This window comes from Mesorhizobium sp. (assembly GCF_004962245.1).
Taxonomy (GTDB): Bacteria; Pseudomonadota; Alphaproteobacteria; order Rhizobiales; family Rhizobiaceae; genus Mesorhizobium.
Genome location: NZ_SUHQ01000004.1, coordinates 285,326 through 302,150 on the forward strand (window position 1 = coordinate 285,326; position 16,825 = coordinate 302,150).

The following is a 16,825-nucleotide window of genomic DNA, read 5'->3' on the forward strand; positions in this document are numbered from 1 at the left end:
CGGGGTCAGTTCCCGACATTAACTTCGGTCGATTCATGCCGCACTGACGCACCGGGTGTTTGGACTTTATTGGGAGGTCGTGACCGGCGCCTGTCTACACAATGGAAATGGGCCGGCACGGTCCTGTGGAGGCGCGCTCAACGAGATGACACGCGAGTTCGACACGGCGAGGGGGCATCGGCAAACCAGACAGGCTATCGCGCAAAAGGTCGAGTGCTACCGAGCCGATTTCGCGCATGGGGATATGCATCGTCGTCAACGGTGGATTTAGGAACGCCGCCTGCGGCAGGTCGTCCATTCCCACTACCGAGACGTCCCCGGGCACTGAATAGCCCCGTTGCTGAACGCCCATCATGGCGCCGACGGCCAGGCTATCGCCAGCGGCAAGGACGGCAGTGAAGTCCAGGCCGCGTGCCTCGATGCGCGTTGCTATGGCTTGCGCCGCCAACTCGGGCAACCAGTCCTCGACCGGCACCACCAGACCAGCGTCAACCGGAAGCCCACGGTGCCGCAGGGCGTCTTGCCAGCCCTCGTAACGCCGCTCGATGGTGCGCCGGCCCGGCCGCATCAAAAACAGGATGCGTTCGTGACCAAGCTCGATCAAATGATCGGCTGCAAGCCGCGCGCTTGAGCGGTTGCAGGGTGTGACGCTGGATAGCCGCATGAAAGGGTCGTCGCCATTGAGCAGCACCACCGGCTTGTCGAAGCCGCGTGTCGCCGCAAGCATGCCCTCGTCATCTATTGTCAGGAAGAGGAGACCGGCGACCTGAGGGTCTTCTCTAGCCTCCTTGAGAATATTCAACTCCTCCGCCCTGTCGGCGATCGGTCGTGTCACGATTTCCAGCCCCAACGCCTGGCCACGTTCTTTAAGACCTTCCAGCACGTACAAGGTGAACTGGTTGCGCACATAGTCAATCATTGCGGCGCTCGATGCGGCGAGAATAACCTTTTGCCCGGCAACCGCGGTTGGGATCACATAGTTGGCGAGCTTGGCTGCCTCCAGAACCTGCTGACGGACCTCAGGCCGGACGCCTTTTTCACCTGCGAGCGCCCGCGAGGCCGTGCTGAGCGAAACCCCGCATGCCTCGGCGATGTCCTCCAGACGAACCCGCTTGCTCTTCTTGCCGCGCTTGCCCGGTAACGGTTTCACAGTCATTTCGCATCTCATGCCGCAATTATGAGAAAAATTTTCAGTTTGCGCAAGAAGAACCTTTGTGCATTTATTTTGATCATGTAAGCCGCCGAAGAGCGGACGGTTGGGAGGGAGCGCCATGGCCCTGAATGGCCACGAAATTCGCAATGGTTTGAAGCGTCTCGTCGACGGCATGACCGGCCTGAAACACGACGGCCGTTTCCATGAGCCGAATCTCGATGGCACTGCCGGCGACTACATCAGCTTCGACAGCTGGGAATGGCCGCAAGGCGTCGGCCTCTACGGCCTCATTCGGCTCTGGCTTTTCACCGAACGTGACGATCTGCGCCAGCTGGTAGAAAACTGGTACGAGGCCAGATTCGAGGCCGGCTTGCCCGAACTCAACGTCAACACGACAGCTCCGATGCTCGGCCTCTCCGTTCTCTGGGCAAAGACGGGAAATGCGCGCTGGAAGCCGCTGCTGGACGATTGGGCCACCCGCGTGATCGCCGAAATGGGACGGACGCCGGAAGGTGGTTTCGCGCATCACGTTTCCGACAAGGTCAACGACAACGAACTGTGGGACGACACACTCTATATGGTGGCCTTGTTCCTGGCTTCCTACGGTCAGGCGAGCGGCCGGCGGGAACTGGTCGACGAAGCGTCGCGGCAGTTCCTTGTTCATGCACGTTATCTTTCCGACACCCATACAGGCTTGTGGTTCCATGGCTGGACCTTCAATGGCCGGCACAATTTCGCGAGAGCCCGCTGGGCGCGCGGCAATGCCTGGATCACGGCCGGCATTCTCGATCTTTTCGACCTCGCCGAGATAGCGACGCCGGTGAAGGACTACCTGCAGGGCGTTCTCACCACCCAAGTCAATGCGCTCCTACCGCTACAGGTGGCATCCGGCGCCTGGCGAACGCTGCTCGATGACGACTCGTCTTACGAAGAGATCTCTGCGACCGCCGGCATCGGCTACGGCCTGCTCAAGGGTTACCGGCTTGGCCTCGGGACACCGGCCTGGCGTGCCGCAGGGTTGAAGGCGCTGCAAGCGGTCATGAACAACATCGACGCGGCTGGCACAGTGCTCAACGTTTCCTACGGCACCCGCATGGGCCACGACCTTCAGTTTTACCGAGACATTCCAATCCAGCCGACAGGTTATGGGCAGGCCTTGGCAATTCTGTGCCTTTCCGAAGCCCTCCAGCATGTCGGCGCAGAAGAGCAAGCGGCATGACGATGAAGATTTTGTACGGGGCGGCGCCCGAGGACATCAAGGCCTACGATACCGAGCGCCTGCGGGCTGCGTTCCTGATCACCGACCTGTTTGCGGCGGATATGGCGAGCTTCACCTATACGCATGTCGATCGTTTGCTTCTCGGTGGCGCCATGCCGATCGCCAAAAGCGTGACCTTTGGGTCCGGCGCCGACATCGGTACGTCTTACCTCCTGTCGGCGCGCGAAATGGGTATTGCCAATCTGGGCGGCACCGGCACCGTGACCGTTGATGGCCGGCTCTTCACGCTCCAGAACCGCGATGTTCTCTATGTTGGACGTGGCGCTCGTGAAATTTCGATGGCGAGCCACTCGGGCGACGCTCCTGCCCGGTTCTACATGAACTCGGTGCCGGCCGGCGCCGACATTCCTCACCGGCTGATCACCAGGGCGGAATCGAAGCCACTTGATCTCGGCGATAGCCGCCGGTCGAACAAGCGCCGGCTCGCCATGTACATCCATCCGGAAGTTGCTCCCTCATGCCTGCTGCTGATGGGCATTACCGACCTTGCCGAAGGCAGCGTGTGGAACACCATGCCGCCCCATCTGCATGAGCGCCGAATGGAGGCCTATTGCTACTTCGATATGGCGCCAGAAGAGCGGTTGATCCATCTGATGGGCCAGCCGGAGGAAACGCGCCATCTGGTCGTCGCCAACGGAGACGCCGTGCTCTCGCCGGCTTGGTCGATCCATATGGGCGCAGGCACGGGACCCTACGCCTTCGTCTGGGGCATGACCGGAGAGAACCAGCAATACAACGACGTGGCCCCGGTGGCCCTGGCAGAGCTGAAATGATCAACATGAAGTTGCATATGAAGAAGGACCTGACGCCAGGCGCAGCCATTCGCTACTGGCAGCTCGGAGCTATCGCCGAGGACCGCTTCGACGTGCCGGACGCGGCTATGAAGGGAGAGATGGACCCCTTCTTTTTCCTGACCAAGCACAAGAACTTCATACCGCACGAATATCCGTGCCGGACGATCTTTGCCGAGCGCTATCGCGGCAAGCGGCCGGACGTCCGTGGTTCATTCGACGCCGTCCGCTGGTGGCTGCCCTTCGGTTCGCCGCGGGTCGATCTTTCCGGATTCTGGTTCCGCCCGACACGATTGGCCACCTGGGCGCGCACGTTCGTTGCCGCGGAAGACGCCGGAACCGCGACGATCCGCCTGGGCACCTGCGGCGGCGCGGTCCTATGGTTGAATGGCATCGAAATCGGCTGGACGGCCCCCTACGGACGCAATCTCGAGGCGAAGTCGGAGTTTGCGCTGCCGCTGAAGGCCGGGATCAACGAGATCATCATCTTCTTCGACGACCTTGCCGAGCGCGATGCGCGCTATTTCTTCCAGCTCGACTACCTGGAAGGGCCACGGGCGAACGTTGCCGTGCCGGTACCGATCGAGGGCGGCGTCGCAGATGCGATCGAGGCGGCCCTCGAAAGCATCCATTTCGATAAGACCGCCTATTTCAGCGGGGATATCAACCTGCTTTTCGCTGGGTCACTCCCGGTGGATGTCGACGTCAATGTCGCCGTCGAAGGCGATTTCATGTCGACCGAACGCTTCGACTATGACTTCGTTCTCAAGGCGGGCGATACACATCTGGTCATCGGTCCGTCAGAGAACGCACCGGCCGATTTCCGTCATTTCCGGATCACGCTGAACGTCGGCGGGTTCATCGCCTCGCGGTCTCTGGGCGTCGAGATCTGCCATACGGGCCGCCAAGGGACAGCACCGGCTGTGCTCTCCGACCGGATCACGGAAGCGCTCGACGAAGTCTCCGAATTTTCCGAGCGCGATACAGTTCGTGCCTTCGCGCGTCTGGCAAGCGGCCGCTCCGGCGCGGATACGGATGCCATGATCGAGGAAATCCTGCCGTCGATCGAGGACTGCCACGACTGCGCCGACTTCTCACTCGTCCCGCTGATCTGGTCCCGCACCGTCTGGGGCATGGACATCGGCGAGGTGACGCGAGCCCGCATCGACAAAGCCATCCTTGGTTTCCGCTACTGGATGGACGAGCCCGGAAACGACGTGCAGTGGTACTTCTCAGAGAACCACGCGCTTCTGTTCCACACCTCCGCCTATCTGGCCGGACATCTGCTACCGGATAAAACCTTTGCCCGTTCCGGACGCACCGGCGCCGAGCAGAACGCCGTCGGCGCCGCCCGTGTTCGGGCATGGCTCGATCATTTCGAGGCATGGGAAATGGCGGAGTTCAATTCCGCACCCTATTTCCCGATCGACCTCAAGGGCCTGACCGCGCTCGCCGCCCTGTCGCCCGACGCCGACATCGTTGATCGTGCCAGGAAAGGCATCATTCGCCTGTGCGAAGTGATCGCCCGCTCGGCTCACCATGGCATGGTGACTGCGGCGCAAGGGCGTTCCTACGAGCACACGCTCTGCGCCGGCCGCTCGCTCGAGCTTTCGGGTGTCGCTCGCCTGCTCTGGGGCGTGGGTTGGTATGGCCGTCGCGTTCACGCTCTACCGCATCTAGCGGTCTGCCTGCGCGACCATGGTCTGGTCGTGCCGGAAAGCCTGGTCGCCGTCGCCTGCCATCAGGCGGACGAGCATCAGGAATGGCGGTTTGCTCAAGGCGAAAACAGGTTTGCGGCGCTCTATCACTACAAGAGCCGCGATTTCGCAATGGGCTCCGCCGCCCATTATCGCTGGAACGAATGGGGCTATCAGGAAACGGTCCTCCATCTGCGCCTCGGTGAGCGGCCGGAGGCCGCGGTCTGGATTAATCATCCGGGCGAGACAATTCAGTTCGGGTACGGCCGGCCGTCCTTTTGGGGTGGTTGCGGTTCCCTCCCCCGCGCGCACCAGTACCGGGGGCTGGCCGTACTCGATTTTTCCACCTTCGACGAGCAGCCGGATTTCACTCATGCCTGGTTCCCGATCGCCGAATTCGACGAGAGCACAATCCGGGGACGCCTCGCCATGGCGTGCTCTAGCGGGGGAGCGGTAATACTGTTGGGCAGCGCCGACTTACAGTTGGTAGAGCACGGCCCTTCCGCCAATGCGGAACTGCGCCAATACGGCCGCAGCACGCGCTGGATCGTGCGGGTCTGCGAAGCCCCGGGGCTTGACGACGTGGAGAGCAGATTTGCATCACTTGAGGTCGAGGAGACCGCCAACGGCTCGCTGGTCATCCAAGACCCCGACTATGGCGCGGTCATTTTCCGAAAGGACGGCTCGACGGAAGCCGAACGCCGGGTCGTTTCACCGAAGGAATTCACGGTTGCCGGTGAGGTCACCATGCTGGCCGCCAGTTAACTGCGAAGCGCCGGCGGGAGAAAGCCGGCGCGACGTTTATCCGCGAGTGGGAGAAGGCTCGTACACAAGAGGAGGAAGACAATGACCAAGACCAGAACAATGCTCGCGGCATTCGCCGTTGGGCTTATGACGTCCACGGCGGCAATCGCCGGGGAAGTGCGCATCATGTGGTATTCCGATGGCGTCGAGGGCGAAGTCCTCAAGGACCTCGTCGATCGCTTCATGAAGGAAAATCCCGATATCAATGTCGTCATCGACAATGTGTCTTACAGCGTCGTGCGCGAACAGCTACCGGTTCAGCTCGAAGCCGGCGGTGGCCCGGATATCGCTCGCGTCACAAACCTGAAGGCGCTGAGCAAGCACTGGCTCGATCTCCGGCCGCTGGTCGCCGATGGCGCCTATTGGGACAAGAACTTCGGCGATCAGGCCGACTGGATGCGCCCTGACGGCTCGAACCAGATTTCGGGCTTCATGACGCAAATTACGGTTGCCGGCGGCTTCGCCAACAAGACGCTCTTCGACCAGGTCGGCGTTGCCATCCCCGCGAAGGATGCGACATGGGATGACTGGGCGAAGGCCGCAAAGCAGGTGGCCGAAAGCCAGCAGGTGCCATTCCCGATGGCGCTCGACCGGTCCGGGCATCGACTGTCAGGCCCCAACATTTCCTATGGCGCCAACTATATCGGTGCCGACGGAAAGCCGGCGCCAATCGATGAAGGCTCCAAGGCCTTCATATCCAAGTTCGTCGGTTGGGTTGAAGACGGGACGATGAGCAAGGACGTCTGGGTATCCGCGGCCGGTTCAACCTACCGGGCCGCCGCGGACGACTTCATCAACGGCCAGGTCGCATTCTACTATTCCGGTTCTTGGCAGGTGCCGAACTTCTCGACCAAGATCGGCTCAAACTTCGACTGGGTCGCGACTGGCAGCCCATGCGGTCCGGCTACCTGCACAGGCATGCCCGGCGGCGCCGGCCTCGTAGCGATCAAATATACGAAGAATCCGACGGACGTTGCGAAGGTCATGGACTATCTCGCGCGCGAAGAGGTCTTGAAGGAATTTTCCGAGCGAACCCTGTTCCTGCCGGCTCACAAGGGCGTGGTCGAAAAAGGGCTGGACTTCAAGACGGATGACGCACAGGCCAAGGCAGCGCTCGGTGTTTTCGTGACATCGACGACGTCTTTGTCCGACCTCGCGCGAAAACTGCCCGGTTGGCACTGGTCCGACACGGTCTACGGCGCACTCGTCACACGCGTGAGCCAGGCGGCAGCTGGCGAGATGAAGCTCGATGAAGCCTTTACGCGCATCGATGCGGATATCGCAGCCAAGGTCAAGGATTCGGGCCTCTAACGCGGCTCGACGATTGGTTCGCGGACGGCAGCGAGGGGCTGAACTCCCATCTGCCGCAGCCTGCGAAACCGTTCGGCGCGATCACCCGGTGAAAGCAATCGCTAAGGGGAAAACGTGCCGATCCTGTCGGCTTTGAACGGCATCCCCGCGGCGCAAGCCGCGGGAAGTCGGCAGCGATCAGCGAATTGAGGAAAGCGATCATGACGGCAGATGTACCCGGCAGGACCGGGCTGAGCCTGAGCGAACTAGCCATGGTCCCGGTTCGCCTCGCGATGAGCTTCATCGACGCCCCGTTGCGATGGGTCCAGAAGACTTTCGGCCTGGGCGGTATGGCGACGTTCTTCCTGCTGCCTAACATGCTGATATTCGGCATCTTTGTGCTTTTGCCATTCTTCATCAACTTCGCCTACTCCATGACGGGCGGCACAGCGCTTTTTCTGCCGGACCGCAGCTTTGTCGGCACGGATCAATACGCCCGGCTCTTCGACTGCGCGAACTATCTCGATCCCAACAGCTGCGTTGAGGACACCTTCTGGACGGCGGTCGGCAATACGGGCTGGTTCGTCGTTCTTCAGGTCACCCTGATGATCGGCTTTTCGCTCGTCACGGCGCTCATCCTCAATCGTGACCTCAGGGCGCGCAGCTTCTGGCGCGCGGTCTTCTTCTTTCCTGTGCTGCTTTCGCCCGTGGTCGTGGGTCTCATCTGGAAATGGATCCTGCAACGGCAGGGCCTCTTGAACTTTGGGCTCTTCAGCTTCGGCTTCGAGCCCCATGTCTGGCTGAACGATCGCACCTGGTCCTTTGCCGCGACGGTCGGCGTCTCGATCTGGGCGCATATGGGTTTCTACACGCTGATCATTCTCGCCGGCCTGCAGGCCATTCCAAAGGACCTCTATGAAGCGGCGGAGATGGACGGCACAAGGACGTCGCGGGTTTTCCTGCGCATCACCCTGCCACTGCTGATGCCCAACCTGCTCGTCGTGATCGTGCTGGTCCTGATCCGGGCCGTGCAGATCTTCGATGAGGTCTACGTGCTCACGGGCGGCGGTCCGGGCACGAGCACGCTCTACCTGACGCAATATATTTACGAGACCGGATTTGCGACCCAGCTGCGCAATCCCGGACTTGCCGCCGCTGCCTCGATCCTGATGGGCGTGGTGCTCGTTGTTCTGACGCTGCTGCAGCTTGGTCTCAGCCGCCCCAGCGAAAAGAAGGGAAGCCGCAAATGAGCCGGGCTGTTGAGTTTCTCTTTCGCCGCAAGGGCGGCAAGGGCTGGCACTGGACGGACATCGTCACCTGGGTCTGGCTCGTCGGCGGCCTGTTCATCATGTTCGGTCCGGCGGTCTGGCTGGTCGGTTCGTCGTTCAAGTCGCCGGCAGCACTTGCTGAGTTCCCCCCGACAATCTTGCCCTATGTCACCCAGAAGGCGACCGTCGAAGCGTACGACAAGCCGCTCGATCTCTATGAGGTGACACTTGAGGACGGCAGCAAGGCGACGCTTGCCGAGGTGCGGCGCATCGGTGTCGTCAGCCAGATGGTCGACCCCGTCAAACCTGGAGAGATCGTCAAGGTCAACATCGCCAACCGAACGCCGGTCCGCCAGATGTCGTTTGCGGCCGAGAACTACACCGAGCCCTTCACACATTTCGATTTCGTGCGCTATCTCTGGAACTCGGTCTTCGTGACGGTGACCGCGACGCTGATCACCCTGGTCGTCAATTCGATGGCCGCGTTTGCGTTGAGCAAGTATGAGTTTCGAGGCCGGACCTTCGCCATGCTGCTGATCCTCGCGACGCTGATGGTGCCGCTGTCCGTGATCATGGTGCCGCTTTATTCGATCGTTTCGGTGCTCGGCCTCTTTAACAATCTCTGGGGGGTGATCCTGCCGACAGTGGCGACGCCGACCGGCGTGTTCATCCTGCGCCAATACATGCTGACCATTCCCGACGAACTGATCGACGCGGCGCGCATGGACAAGGCGTCGGAATGGCAGATCTATTGGCGGATCATCCTGCCGTTGACCGCGCCAGCGCTCGCCGTGCTCGCGATCTTCTCCGTCGTCTGGCGCTGGAACGACTTCCTCTGGCCGCTGATCGTGCTGTCGCGCAAGGAACTCTATACTTTGCAGGTGGGCTTGAGCATCTATTCCGGCGAACTGAACGTGCAATGGCATTTCATCCTCGCGATGACCGTCGTGACCATGATCCCCGTCGTTCTGGTCTTTCTCTTCCTGCAGCGCTTCATCACCACCGGCATCGCCGGAACCGGCCTGAAATAAGGGGTGCATCATGGGTCACATCAAACTCACCAATGTCGCGAAATCCTTCGGCAGCATCGACGTGCTCCATGAAATTAACCTGGAGATTGCCGACAGCGAGTTCGTCGTCTTCGTCGGGCCATCCGGCTGCGGTAAGTCCACGCTTTTGCGTATAATCGCCGGTCTCGAAAAGCCGACGGGCGGCGAACTGGCCATCGATGGAAAGGTGGTCAATTCAGTCCCGGCCGCCGATCGGGGGCTTGCCATGGTCTTCCAGTCCTATGCCCTCTATCCCCATATGAGCGTGCGCCAGAACCTTGCCTTTGGCCTCGAAAACACCAAGATGCCGACGGCGGAGATCACAGAGCGCATCGGCGAGGCGGCGCGCATGCTGGAGATCGAGCGTTATCTCGACCGTCGACCGGGGCAGCTTTCCGGCGGCCAGCGCCAGCGCGTCGCGATCGGCCGGGCGATTGTACGCCGTCCAGTCGCCTTCCTGCTCGATGAGCCCCTGTCCAACCTCGACGCTGAACTGCGCGGCTCGACCCGCGCCGAGATCGCCGCGCTTCATTCCCGGCTTTCGGCGACGATGATCTATGTGACGCACGACCAGGTCGAGGCAATGACTCTTGCCGACAGGATCGTCGTGCTGCGCGCCGGCCGCATCGAGCAGATCGGCACGCCGATGGAACTGTACAATTCGCCTACAAACCGTTTCGTGGCCGGTTTCATCGGCTCCCCGCACATGAACTTCCTCGAAGGCACGGTGGAATCTTCGTCGTCCGGCAAGGCCGTTGCAACGTTCGCGGGCGGCCATCGGTTGGACCTGCCAGTTGATGACGCCAGCGTTGCCACAGGTTCCCGCGTAACGCTCGGCGTCCGTCCCCAGCATGTTTCGATCGGGACAGGCACTGAGGGCATTTCCGCGAAGATCAAGCTGGTTGAAGCGCTCGGTTCCGAAACCATCGTCCACACCGACGTCGCGGGACAAAAGATTCTGGTGGTTGCGCCCGGACAGCATGACCTCGCACCGGGGGCAGATATTCGCCTGTCGCTGTCGGCGGCTCCCCTCCATCTGTTCAACGAAAAAGGCCTGCGCCTTGAACACGCCCTTTGATCTTTCGGGTAAGGTTGCGCTCGTAACGGGCGCAAGAACGGGGCTCGGCAGAGGGATGGCGCTGGCACTTGCCGGCGCGGGCGCGGATATCGCAGCGCTCGGCTCGACGGCGATGCCGGAGACAGCCGACACTGTCCGCTAAGCTGGCCGGCGCTTTCATGGACTCGAAGTCGATCTTTCGCAGAAATTCGACGCGCAGGGAATCGTCAGCTCAATTGTCTCGACGCTGGGTGGCATCGACATCCTTGTCAACAATGCCGGCGTCATCCGCCGGGCCGATCTCCTCGACCATTCCGAGCAGGATTGGGACGATGTCATTGACGTCAATCTGAAGGCGGCCTTCCTCCTGTCGCAGGCCGTTGCCCGACACATGGTCGAAACGAAGCGGACGGGACGCATCATCAACGTCGCGTCGATGCTGTCCTTCCAGGGCGGCATTCGCGTCCCGGCCTATACGGCGTCCAAGCACGGTATCGCCGGCCTGACGAAGGCGATGGCAAACGAGCTTGCGCCGCACGGCATCACGGTCAACGCCATCGCTCCCGGCTATATGGAGACGGACAATACCGAGGCGCTGCGCATTGACCCCGATCGCAACACCCAGATTTCCGCGCGCATCCCGATGGGACGCTGGGGCACACCGGAGGACCTCGCCACATCGGTGTTGTTCCTAGCGGCCGCGGGCACCAACTACGTAACCGGCATGACCGTGCCGGTCGATGGCGGCTGGCTGGTTCGGTAGGGCGGGGCAACGAATGACGTCGAACCGGCATAAGCGCGGCATTAGCGGACTGCGCCGAAGGTCAGGAATGGCGTCGCAACGCGCCCTTGTCAGTCACCTGGCGCAGGTCCGGAAATGGCGCAACTTTCCTGTTCGCAAACCGTAAAGATGACCCTTACGGCCACATCGATCAGATCAACCTGAAGACGCGGGGTTTCAGGTAGGGTGGAGAACCTTCCGCAGCACTCCCGCTTCCCCGCCGCAATAGCGCCTTGCCGGCTTCACACAACTTTACATTCGCCCGCAACGACCGAAACATTGCGCTCCTAGTCTGGCCCAGTCGCGGCAGAGATGCCGCATTAGCGAAAGGACCAGCAACATGGAAACGAACCATCAGGAACCGGCGAGCGTCTCCGGCACGCCGCAGAAGAAGAGCTGGGGCAAGCGCATCGCCATAGGCGGCATTGCGATCGCGGCGCTTGCCGGTGTCGGCGTCGCCGGCGCGCTCAGCCAGGATTACGGGCGCATGCAGCGCTTCGGCATGGGCGGGGGCGACGGCGGACCCGGCATGCACATGCAGGCCAATTTCCGCCACGGCATGGGGTTCGGCCCGGGTTTCGGCGGGCATCACTTTGAGCGCATGCTCGAGGAGGTCGACGCAACACCCGAGCAGGAAGACAAGCTGGAGGCGATCATGGACAAGCTCCACGACGATGTCCGCCCGATCATGCGCGGCTTTCGCGACACACGAGACGATGTCGCCAGGCTACTCGGCGCCGCAACCATCGACCGCGAGGCGGCGGAGAAGCTGCGCGCCGAGCGCGTCGCAGCGGTCGACGAGGCCTCGCGCAAGCTGACGGCCGCGCTGCTCGACGCCGCCGAGGTGCTGACGGCCGAGCAGCGGGCGGAGTTGCTCGAACATTTCGAGGATCGCGGCTGGCACCGCTGGTAAGCTCTGTACAGGCACAGGTTCGAATCGGAGCAAACAAACGAGCATGGCGGACCAGGTTCTCATCGTCGACGACGACAGGCGCCTGTCCGCCATGCTCGCAGAATACCTGACGGGCAACGGTTTTCGTGTGCGAGCGGCGGAGACAGCGGGCGCGGGCATTGCCGAGATCGCGCGGCTGTCGCCCGATGCCGTGGTTCTCGATGTCATGCTGCCCGACATGGACGGCTTCGAGGCGCTCAAGCGCATCCGCGCGAACTCCGATGTGCCGGTTCTGATGCTGACGGCGCGAGGCGACGAGACCGACCGCATCGTTGGGCTGGAAATAGGCGCCGACGATTATCTGCCGAAGCCGTTCAATCCGCGCGAGTTGCTGGCGCGGCTGAAGGCAATCCTGCGCCGCCGCAACGCCGGCGCGAACGCCTCCCCGCGCATCCTGCGCTTCGGACGGCTGGAGATCGACCCTTCGTCGCGCTGGGCTCGCGTCGACGGGCGCGACTGCCCGATGACCAGCTACCAGTTCGACCTGCTGGTGGCGCTCGCCGAAAATGCCGGGCGCACGCTGTCGCGCGAGCAGCTCATGGACATGGTCAAGGGCGAAGAACTGGAAGCGTTCGACCGGTCGATCGACGTGCATGTCTCGCGCATCCGCGCCGCGATCGAGACAGATCCGAAACATCCTCGCCGCATCATTACGGTACGCGGCGCGGGCTATGTCTTTGCCCGTTTCCAGGACGGTGACAGATAAGCCATGCGCAGCAGCCTTTTCGTCAAGATCTATCTCACCGTGCTCGTCAGCCTCGCAGTAGTAGCGATCGCCAGCGCGACCTTCGTACACATGGGCCAGGAACGCGAACATGCCGGCTGGAGTGGTCGGCGCGACGCTTTCATCGAGGCGATGCTGTCGGCGGACTCCGACCCCGCCTTGCTGCAGGCGACGGCCGAGCGGCTTTCGGCGGCCTTCGATGCCGACATCTCCGTCTACGGTCTGCAGGGTCGGCTGCTTGCAGCGGCCGGCCGGCCGATCCCCCCGCAAGAGATCGGATCCCGGCGCAGGATGCATCCCGGCGGGCAACACCTGCTGATCAGTCGGCAGCCGAACGGAAGGGTGATCGCGGCGCGGCTGAGAATGCCGTTCGGCCCGGCCGGCCGCAGCCCGCTTGCCTTTCTCGCGCTGATCGCCGCGGTGACAGGGCTTGCCGCCATTCCGGTCGTGCGTCATCTGACACGCCGCCTTGAAGCATTGCGCCAGGGCGTGGATCGCTGGGGCGCAGGCGCTCTCGACACGCGCGTCGCCGTGCGCGGCAGCGACGAGGTGGCGGCGGTGGCGGCGAGCTTCAACCGCGCCGCCGAGCAGATCGAGCGGCTGCTTGCCGCGCACCGCTCGCTGCTTGCCAATGCCAGCCACGAGTTGCGCTCGCCGCTTGCGCGGCTGCGCATGGCGATCGACCTCGACGCGGACGGACAAAGCGGCCCGGTGCGCGACGAGATCGTACGCGACCTCGCCGAACTCGATGCGTTAGTGGAGGAAATCCTGCTTGCCAGTCGGCTCGACCATATCGAGAAGCTGGAACGGGTGGAGCAGGTGGATCTGCTGGCGCTCACTGCCGAGGAAGGTGCGCGCTCCGGCGTCGACGTCTCAGGCGAACCCGGCGTCGTGTCGGGCGACCCGACACTGCTCACGCGGCTGGTTCGCAATCTCATGCAGAACGCGCAGAGACATGGCAGTCCGCCGGTCAGCGCGCATGTGGGAACCGAAGGCGGCTCTGTGGTGCTCAAGGTGCGCGATCACGGACCGGGCCTGCCGGAAGGTACCGGCGAGCGCGTCTTCGAGCCGTTCTTCCGACCAAAGGGCCGCAGCGAGACGGCCGGCGGCTGGGGCCTCGGCCTGTCGCTGGTGCGCCAGATCGCCTTGCATCACGGCGCAACCGTGCACCATAAATCGCCGTCCGGCGGCGGCGCCTGCTTCGTCGTCACGTTTCCTGCAATATCTTGATACGGCGGGCGCATAGCCTTGTGAAAGCGGCCCCCAGGCGGGGCGGAAGGAAGGTATGATTAACGCACGAATTCCCGACGGCGAGATCATCGAAACCAGGAAGAGCCAGGGTTTCGCGCATCCGAGCGTTGACTCGCGAGGCCCTCGACTTCTCATGCGGTCGCTAGAGCGCCGGGTCCTTCGCCTACATAATATACGCGAAGCGTATGCCTCCGCGCACTTGCTCTCGAACATGCAAGTTCTAATGCTGGAGCATCTCGGTGAAATAGACGCTGCCTCTCGCCTGATGAAAGCCATCGAGGACGTTTGCGCCGCAGGAATGATCATGCCAGACGTTGGGGGAAAGGCCACGACCCGTGAGGTCACCGACGCAGTCATCGCGGCGATCCGCGGGTCCAACACTTCACCAATCGGCAACACAGCGAGTAACCGGCTATGAAAATCGGCGTAATTGGACTTGGCTCCATGGGATACGGGATCGCCACGTCACTGCTTCGTTCGGGTCACAACGTTTATGGGGCCGACATCAACCCTGAAGCAGTCGAGCGCCTGCGTGCCGAAGGCGGGTCTGATGTGGACGTCATGTCCGCCGCGCCTGAGCTGAATGCGGCCGTCATCGTTGTCTTGAACGCAGCGCAAACCGAAACGGTGCTGTTCGGCGAGCATGGACTGGTTCCTCAGCTCGCCCCAGGAGCAGTCGTGATCATGTGCGTGACGGTTGCACCAGATTATGCGCGCAGTACCGCCGAGCAGTGCGCAGCGCGCGGCGTGCATTTCCTGGACGCTCCCATTTCGGGGGGATCGGTCAAGGCAGCCGAGGGTAAGCTATCCGTGATGGCCTCTGGCAGACCGGAGGCGTTCGCAGCGGCGCGACCCGTGCTCGACGCGATGGCCGAAACGGTTTTCGAACTCGGAGACGGCGCCGGCGCAGGATCTGCCATGAAAGCGGTCAACCAGATGCTGGCCGGCATCCATATAGCAGCCATGGCCGAAGCGATCACCTTCGCGATGACCCAAGGAATAGACCCCGGGACCTTCCTCAAGGTGATCCCCGCTTGTGCTGGGACCAGCTGGATGCTGGAAAACCGGGCGCCGCATGTCGTTGCTGGCGATTATACTCCACGCTCTGCCATCGACATCTGGCCCAAGGATCTTGGTATCGTTCTCGACGTCGCGCGGACGTCAAGGTTCGCTGCACCCCTGACTGCCGCAGCTCTGCAACAATTCATCTGTGCGGCGGGGATGGGGCTGGGACGGGAGGACGACGCTGCAGTGGCAAAGGTCTACGCCCATAATGCGAGCCTGACCCTGCCCTGCACCAGTCAGAACGAATAGCGAGACGGACCAAGGGCCATGACGACGTTTTTCGGCGCAATAGCAGATGATTTCACTGGCGGTACGGATCTGGCCGGCCTGCTGGCGCGCTCTGGCGCACGCGTATCGCTGCGCGTGGGTGTGCCGGCGGACCCGCCCGCTAACACGAAGCCGTCGGCGAGACGCTAGCCGCGCTCCATTGGCTTCGCAGGGCCGGCGCTCAGCGGTTCTTCTGGAAGTATTGCTCGACGTTCGGCTCGACACCGCGCGGCAATGTCGGCCCGGTTGCCGAGGCGCTGATGAAAGGCGCTCGGAACGAGCCCAACCATCTGCTGCCCAGCCTTCCCCGAAAACGGACACTCCGTCTTCATGGGTAATCTCTTCGTCGGTGAACAGCCGCTCGCCGAGAGCCCGATGAAGGATCATCCCCTGACGCCGATGAGGGATTCGAACCTCATGCGGCTACTGCAACCGCAGGTGACTCTGCCTGTTGGGCTCGCCAAACCTAGTCGAGGATATCCCCAATTAGCCGATCGCATTCGAATGGGAACGGAGGCCTAGCTGTGCGGGCAAACGTCAACCCGTTCATACGCGGGGAGAAGTTGATCGGCGGCTTGTGGTGGGCGGTGACGGAATTATACGAGACAATACGGAAAGGTTTCTGATTCAGGCCCACGAAAAACCCAATGAAATCAACATTCCGAATACGCCCTCCGGGCCCACCAAAATCTTTCAATATCAACAACTTATGGCGAACTTCGTTCTGAAGTGGGCCAATCGAGCTTCGCTATACCCGCAGCACTCAGTTTGATTGTTCTCGCATGAACACGATCCAAGGGCAGGGGAGGGCGATCTTGTGCCTGTTGTCTATCTTTAATCTTGCTCCTGTCGGGTAGCGTGCAGCCACACATAGCGCAGCTGTTTCAAGGCTGGAAAGGCCCTTGGTCCATGCGTGCGGCAAAAGGCGGTTACGGCGTGCGAATAGGATGATTTTGAGCGCCTGGGGGTAATCAAGCTGGCGTGAAATGACAGCATCTATGCTCCACGGTCATTGCAGCGTCGATATCCCGTCTTGGAACCAGACTTCCACCGAACCGGCAATCATGACCCTTGCGAGACCTTCATTGTCTGCGTTGCCATGGCAGCAATGCGCCTCATGTCGGACGTTGAGATCAGCTTTGCTCCTTCCTGAAAGCCGGCATCCAAGTGACCACACCGACGGTCGCGGTTGCGCCATGAGCCGACCTTGGATACCGTGATCCTCGACGACTTGTCTCACCTCGATAGCGATGGTCGCGAGCCCGGATTACGACCGCGAAGCGGTCAGAAATCCAAATCCATATCGTGATGATGATGCTCGTGACCGGGAAGCTCCGGCGGCGGCGGGCCCGGGATTTCGGCCACCATGGCCTCCGTCATGATGAGGAGGCCCGCCA

At 61.9% G+C, this 16,825-nt stretch carries 12 protein-coding genes and 3 pseudogenes; 14 read left to right on the plus strand and 1 reads right to left on the minus strand.

All coding sequences use genetic code 11. From position 1 onward, the window contains the following. Nucleotides 1-94: 94 nt before the first annotated feature. Entirely contained in the window at nt 95-1,156 is a 1,062-nt protein-coding gene (locus E5X88_RS06645) for a LacI family DNA-binding transcriptional regulator (protein WP_292159438.1), read from the minus strand. 115 nt (nt 1,157-1,271) lie between these two features. Here E5X88_RS06645 and E5X88_RS06650 point away from each other — a divergent pair, with 115 nt between their 5' ends. From E5X88_RS06650 to E5X88_RS06715, 14 genes and pseudogenes are all read left to right on the plus strand, one after another. After that, entirely contained in the window at nt 1,272-2,372 is a 1,101-nt protein-coding gene (locus tag E5X88_RS06650; RefSeq protein ID WP_292159439.1) for a glycoside hydrolase family 88 protein, read from the plus strand. Beyond that, nucleotides 2,369-3,205: a 5-dehydro-4-deoxy-D-glucuronate isomerase gene (kduI, locus tag E5X88_RS06655; protein ID WP_292159441.1), complete on the plus strand. Its 837-nt coding sequence runs from the start codon at nt 2,369-2,371 to the stop codon at nt 3,203-3,205. Before E5X88_RS06650 ends, kduI begins: the two co-directional genes overlap by 4 nt. Beyond that, nucleotides 3,202-5,685 carry a hypothetical protein gene (locus E5X88_RS06660; RefSeq protein WP_292159443.1) on the plus strand — a complete coding sequence of 828 codons (2,484 nt, stop codon included), beginning with the start codon at nt 3,202-3,204 and terminating at the stop codon, nt 5,683-5,685. Before kduI ends, E5X88_RS06660 begins: the two co-directional genes overlap by 4 nt. A gap of 81 nt (nt 5,686-5,766) precedes the next feature. Continuing rightward, entirely contained in the window at nt 5,767-7,035 is a 1,269-nt protein-coding gene (locus E5X88_RS06665) for an ABC transporter substrate-binding protein (protein WP_292159445.1), read from the plus strand. Nucleotides 7,036-7,235: 200 nt separating this feature from the next. Next, nucleotides 7,236-8,264 (plus strand): carbohydrate ABC transporter permease, encoded by a 1,029-nt coding sequence (locus E5X88_RS06670; RefSeq protein ID WP_292159447.1) that lies wholly within the window; start codon nt 7,236-7,238, stop codon nt 8,262-8,264. After that, a complete protein-coding gene (locus E5X88_RS06675; RefSeq protein ID WP_292159449.1) occupies nt 8,261-9,313 on the plus strand; it encodes a carbohydrate ABC transporter permease in 1,053 nt (350 codons plus the stop codon). The genes E5X88_RS06670 and E5X88_RS06675 overlap by 4 nt, the downstream gene beginning before the upstream one ends. Before the next feature lie 10 nt (nt 9,314-9,323). Further along, nucleotides 9,324-10,409: a sn-glycerol-3-phosphate ABC transporter ATP-binding protein UgpC gene (ugpC, locus tag E5X88_RS06680; RefSeq protein WP_292159451.1), complete on the plus strand. Its 1,086-nt coding sequence runs from the start codon at nt 9,324-9,326 to the stop codon at nt 10,407-10,409. Next, nucleotides 10,393-11,151 (plus strand): annotated as a pseudogene (kduD, locus tag E5X88_RS06685) (2-dehydro-3-deoxy-D-gluconate 5-dehydrogenase KduD). Before ugpC ends, kduD begins: the two are co-directional and overlap by 17 nt. A 358-nt stretch (nt 11,152-11,509) precedes the next feature. Beyond that, complete coding sequence (locus E5X88_RS06690; RefSeq protein ID WP_292159453.1) at nt 11,510-12,082, plus strand: Spy/CpxP family protein refolding chaperone; 573 nt, start codon at nt 11,510-11,512, stop codon at nt 12,080-12,082. Between the two features lie 43 nt (nt 12,083-12,125). Beyond that, nucleotides 12,126-12,827 carry a response regulator transcription factor gene (locus E5X88_RS06695; RefSeq protein ID WP_292159456.1) on the plus strand — a complete coding sequence of 234 codons (702 nt, stop codon included), beginning with the start codon at nt 12,126-12,128 and terminating at the stop codon, nt 12,825-12,827. 3 nt (nt 12,828-12,830) lie between these two features. Further along, nucleotides 12,831-14,075, plus strand: coding sequence for an ATP-binding protein (locus E5X88_RS06700; RefSeq protein ID WP_292159458.1), 1,245 nt, complete (start codon nt 12,831-12,833; stop codon nt 14,073-14,075). Nucleotides 14,076-14,319: 244 nt separating this feature from the next. Beyond that, nucleotides 14,320-14,514, plus strand: a pseudogene (locus tag E5X88_RS06705) (hypothetical protein); the annotation flags it as partial. Continuing rightward, on the plus strand, nt 14,511-15,410 hold the full coding sequence (gene ltnD, locus E5X88_RS06710; protein WP_292159461.1) for an L-threonate dehydrogenase: 900 nt from the start codon (nt 14,511-14,513) through the stop codon (nt 15,408-15,410). The pseudogene E5X88_RS06705 and the gene ltnD, both read left to right, overlap by 4 nt. Nucleotides 15,411-15,428: 18 nt before the next feature. After that, a pseudogene (locus E5X88_RS06715) lies at nt 15,429-15,890 on the plus strand (four-carbon acid sugar kinase family protein); the annotation flags it as partial. Nucleotides 15,891-16,825: the final 935 nt, after the last annotated feature.

Excerpts from the sequence above, each read along its gene's own strand:
- E5X88_RS06645 (WP_292159438.1), bottom strand. The coding sequence starts at position 1,156 with ATGACTGTGAAACCGTTACCGGGCAAGCGCGGCAAGAAGAGCAAGCGG.
- E5X88_RS06650 (WP_292159439.1), top strand. The coding sequence starts at position 1,272 with ATGGCCCTGAATGGCCACGAAATTCGCAATGGTTTGAAGCGTCTCGTC.
- kduI (WP_292159441.1), top strand. The coding sequence starts at position 2,369 with ATGACGATGAAGATTTTGTACGGGGCGGCGCCCGAGGACATCAAGGCC.
- E5X88_RS06660 (WP_292159443.1), top strand. The coding sequence starts at position 3,202 with ATGATCAACATGAAGTTGCATATGAAGAAGGACCTGACGCCAGGCGCA.
- E5X88_RS06665 (WP_292159445.1), top strand. The coding sequence starts at position 5,767 with ATGACCAAGACCAGAACAATGCTCGCGGCATTCGCCGTTGGGCTTATG.
- E5X88_RS06670 (WP_292159447.1), top strand. The coding sequence starts at position 7,236 with ATGACGGCAGATGTACCCGGCAGGACCGGGCTGAGCCTGAGCGAACTA.
- E5X88_RS06675 (WP_292159449.1), top strand. The coding sequence starts at position 8,261 with ATGAGCCGGGCTGTTGAGTTTCTCTTTCGCCGCAAGGGCGGCAAGGGC.
- ugpC (WP_292159451.1), top strand. The coding sequence starts at position 9,324 with ATGGGTCACATCAAACTCACCAATGTCGCGAAATCCTTCGGCAGCATC.
- E5X88_RS06690 (WP_292159453.1), top strand. The coding sequence starts at position 11,510 with ATGGAAACGAACCATCAGGAACCGGCGAGCGTCTCCGGCACGCCGCAG.
- E5X88_RS06695 (WP_292159456.1), top strand. The coding sequence starts at position 12,126 with ATGGCGGACCAGGTTCTCATCGTCGACGACGACAGGCGCCTGTCCGCC.
- E5X88_RS06700 (WP_292159458.1), top strand. The coding sequence starts at position 12,831 with ATGCGCAGCAGCCTTTTCGTCAAGATCTATCTCACCGTGCTCGTCAGC.
- ltnD (WP_292159461.1), top strand. The coding sequence starts at position 14,511 with ATGAAAATCGGCGTAATTGGACTTGGCTCCATGGGATACGGGATCGCC.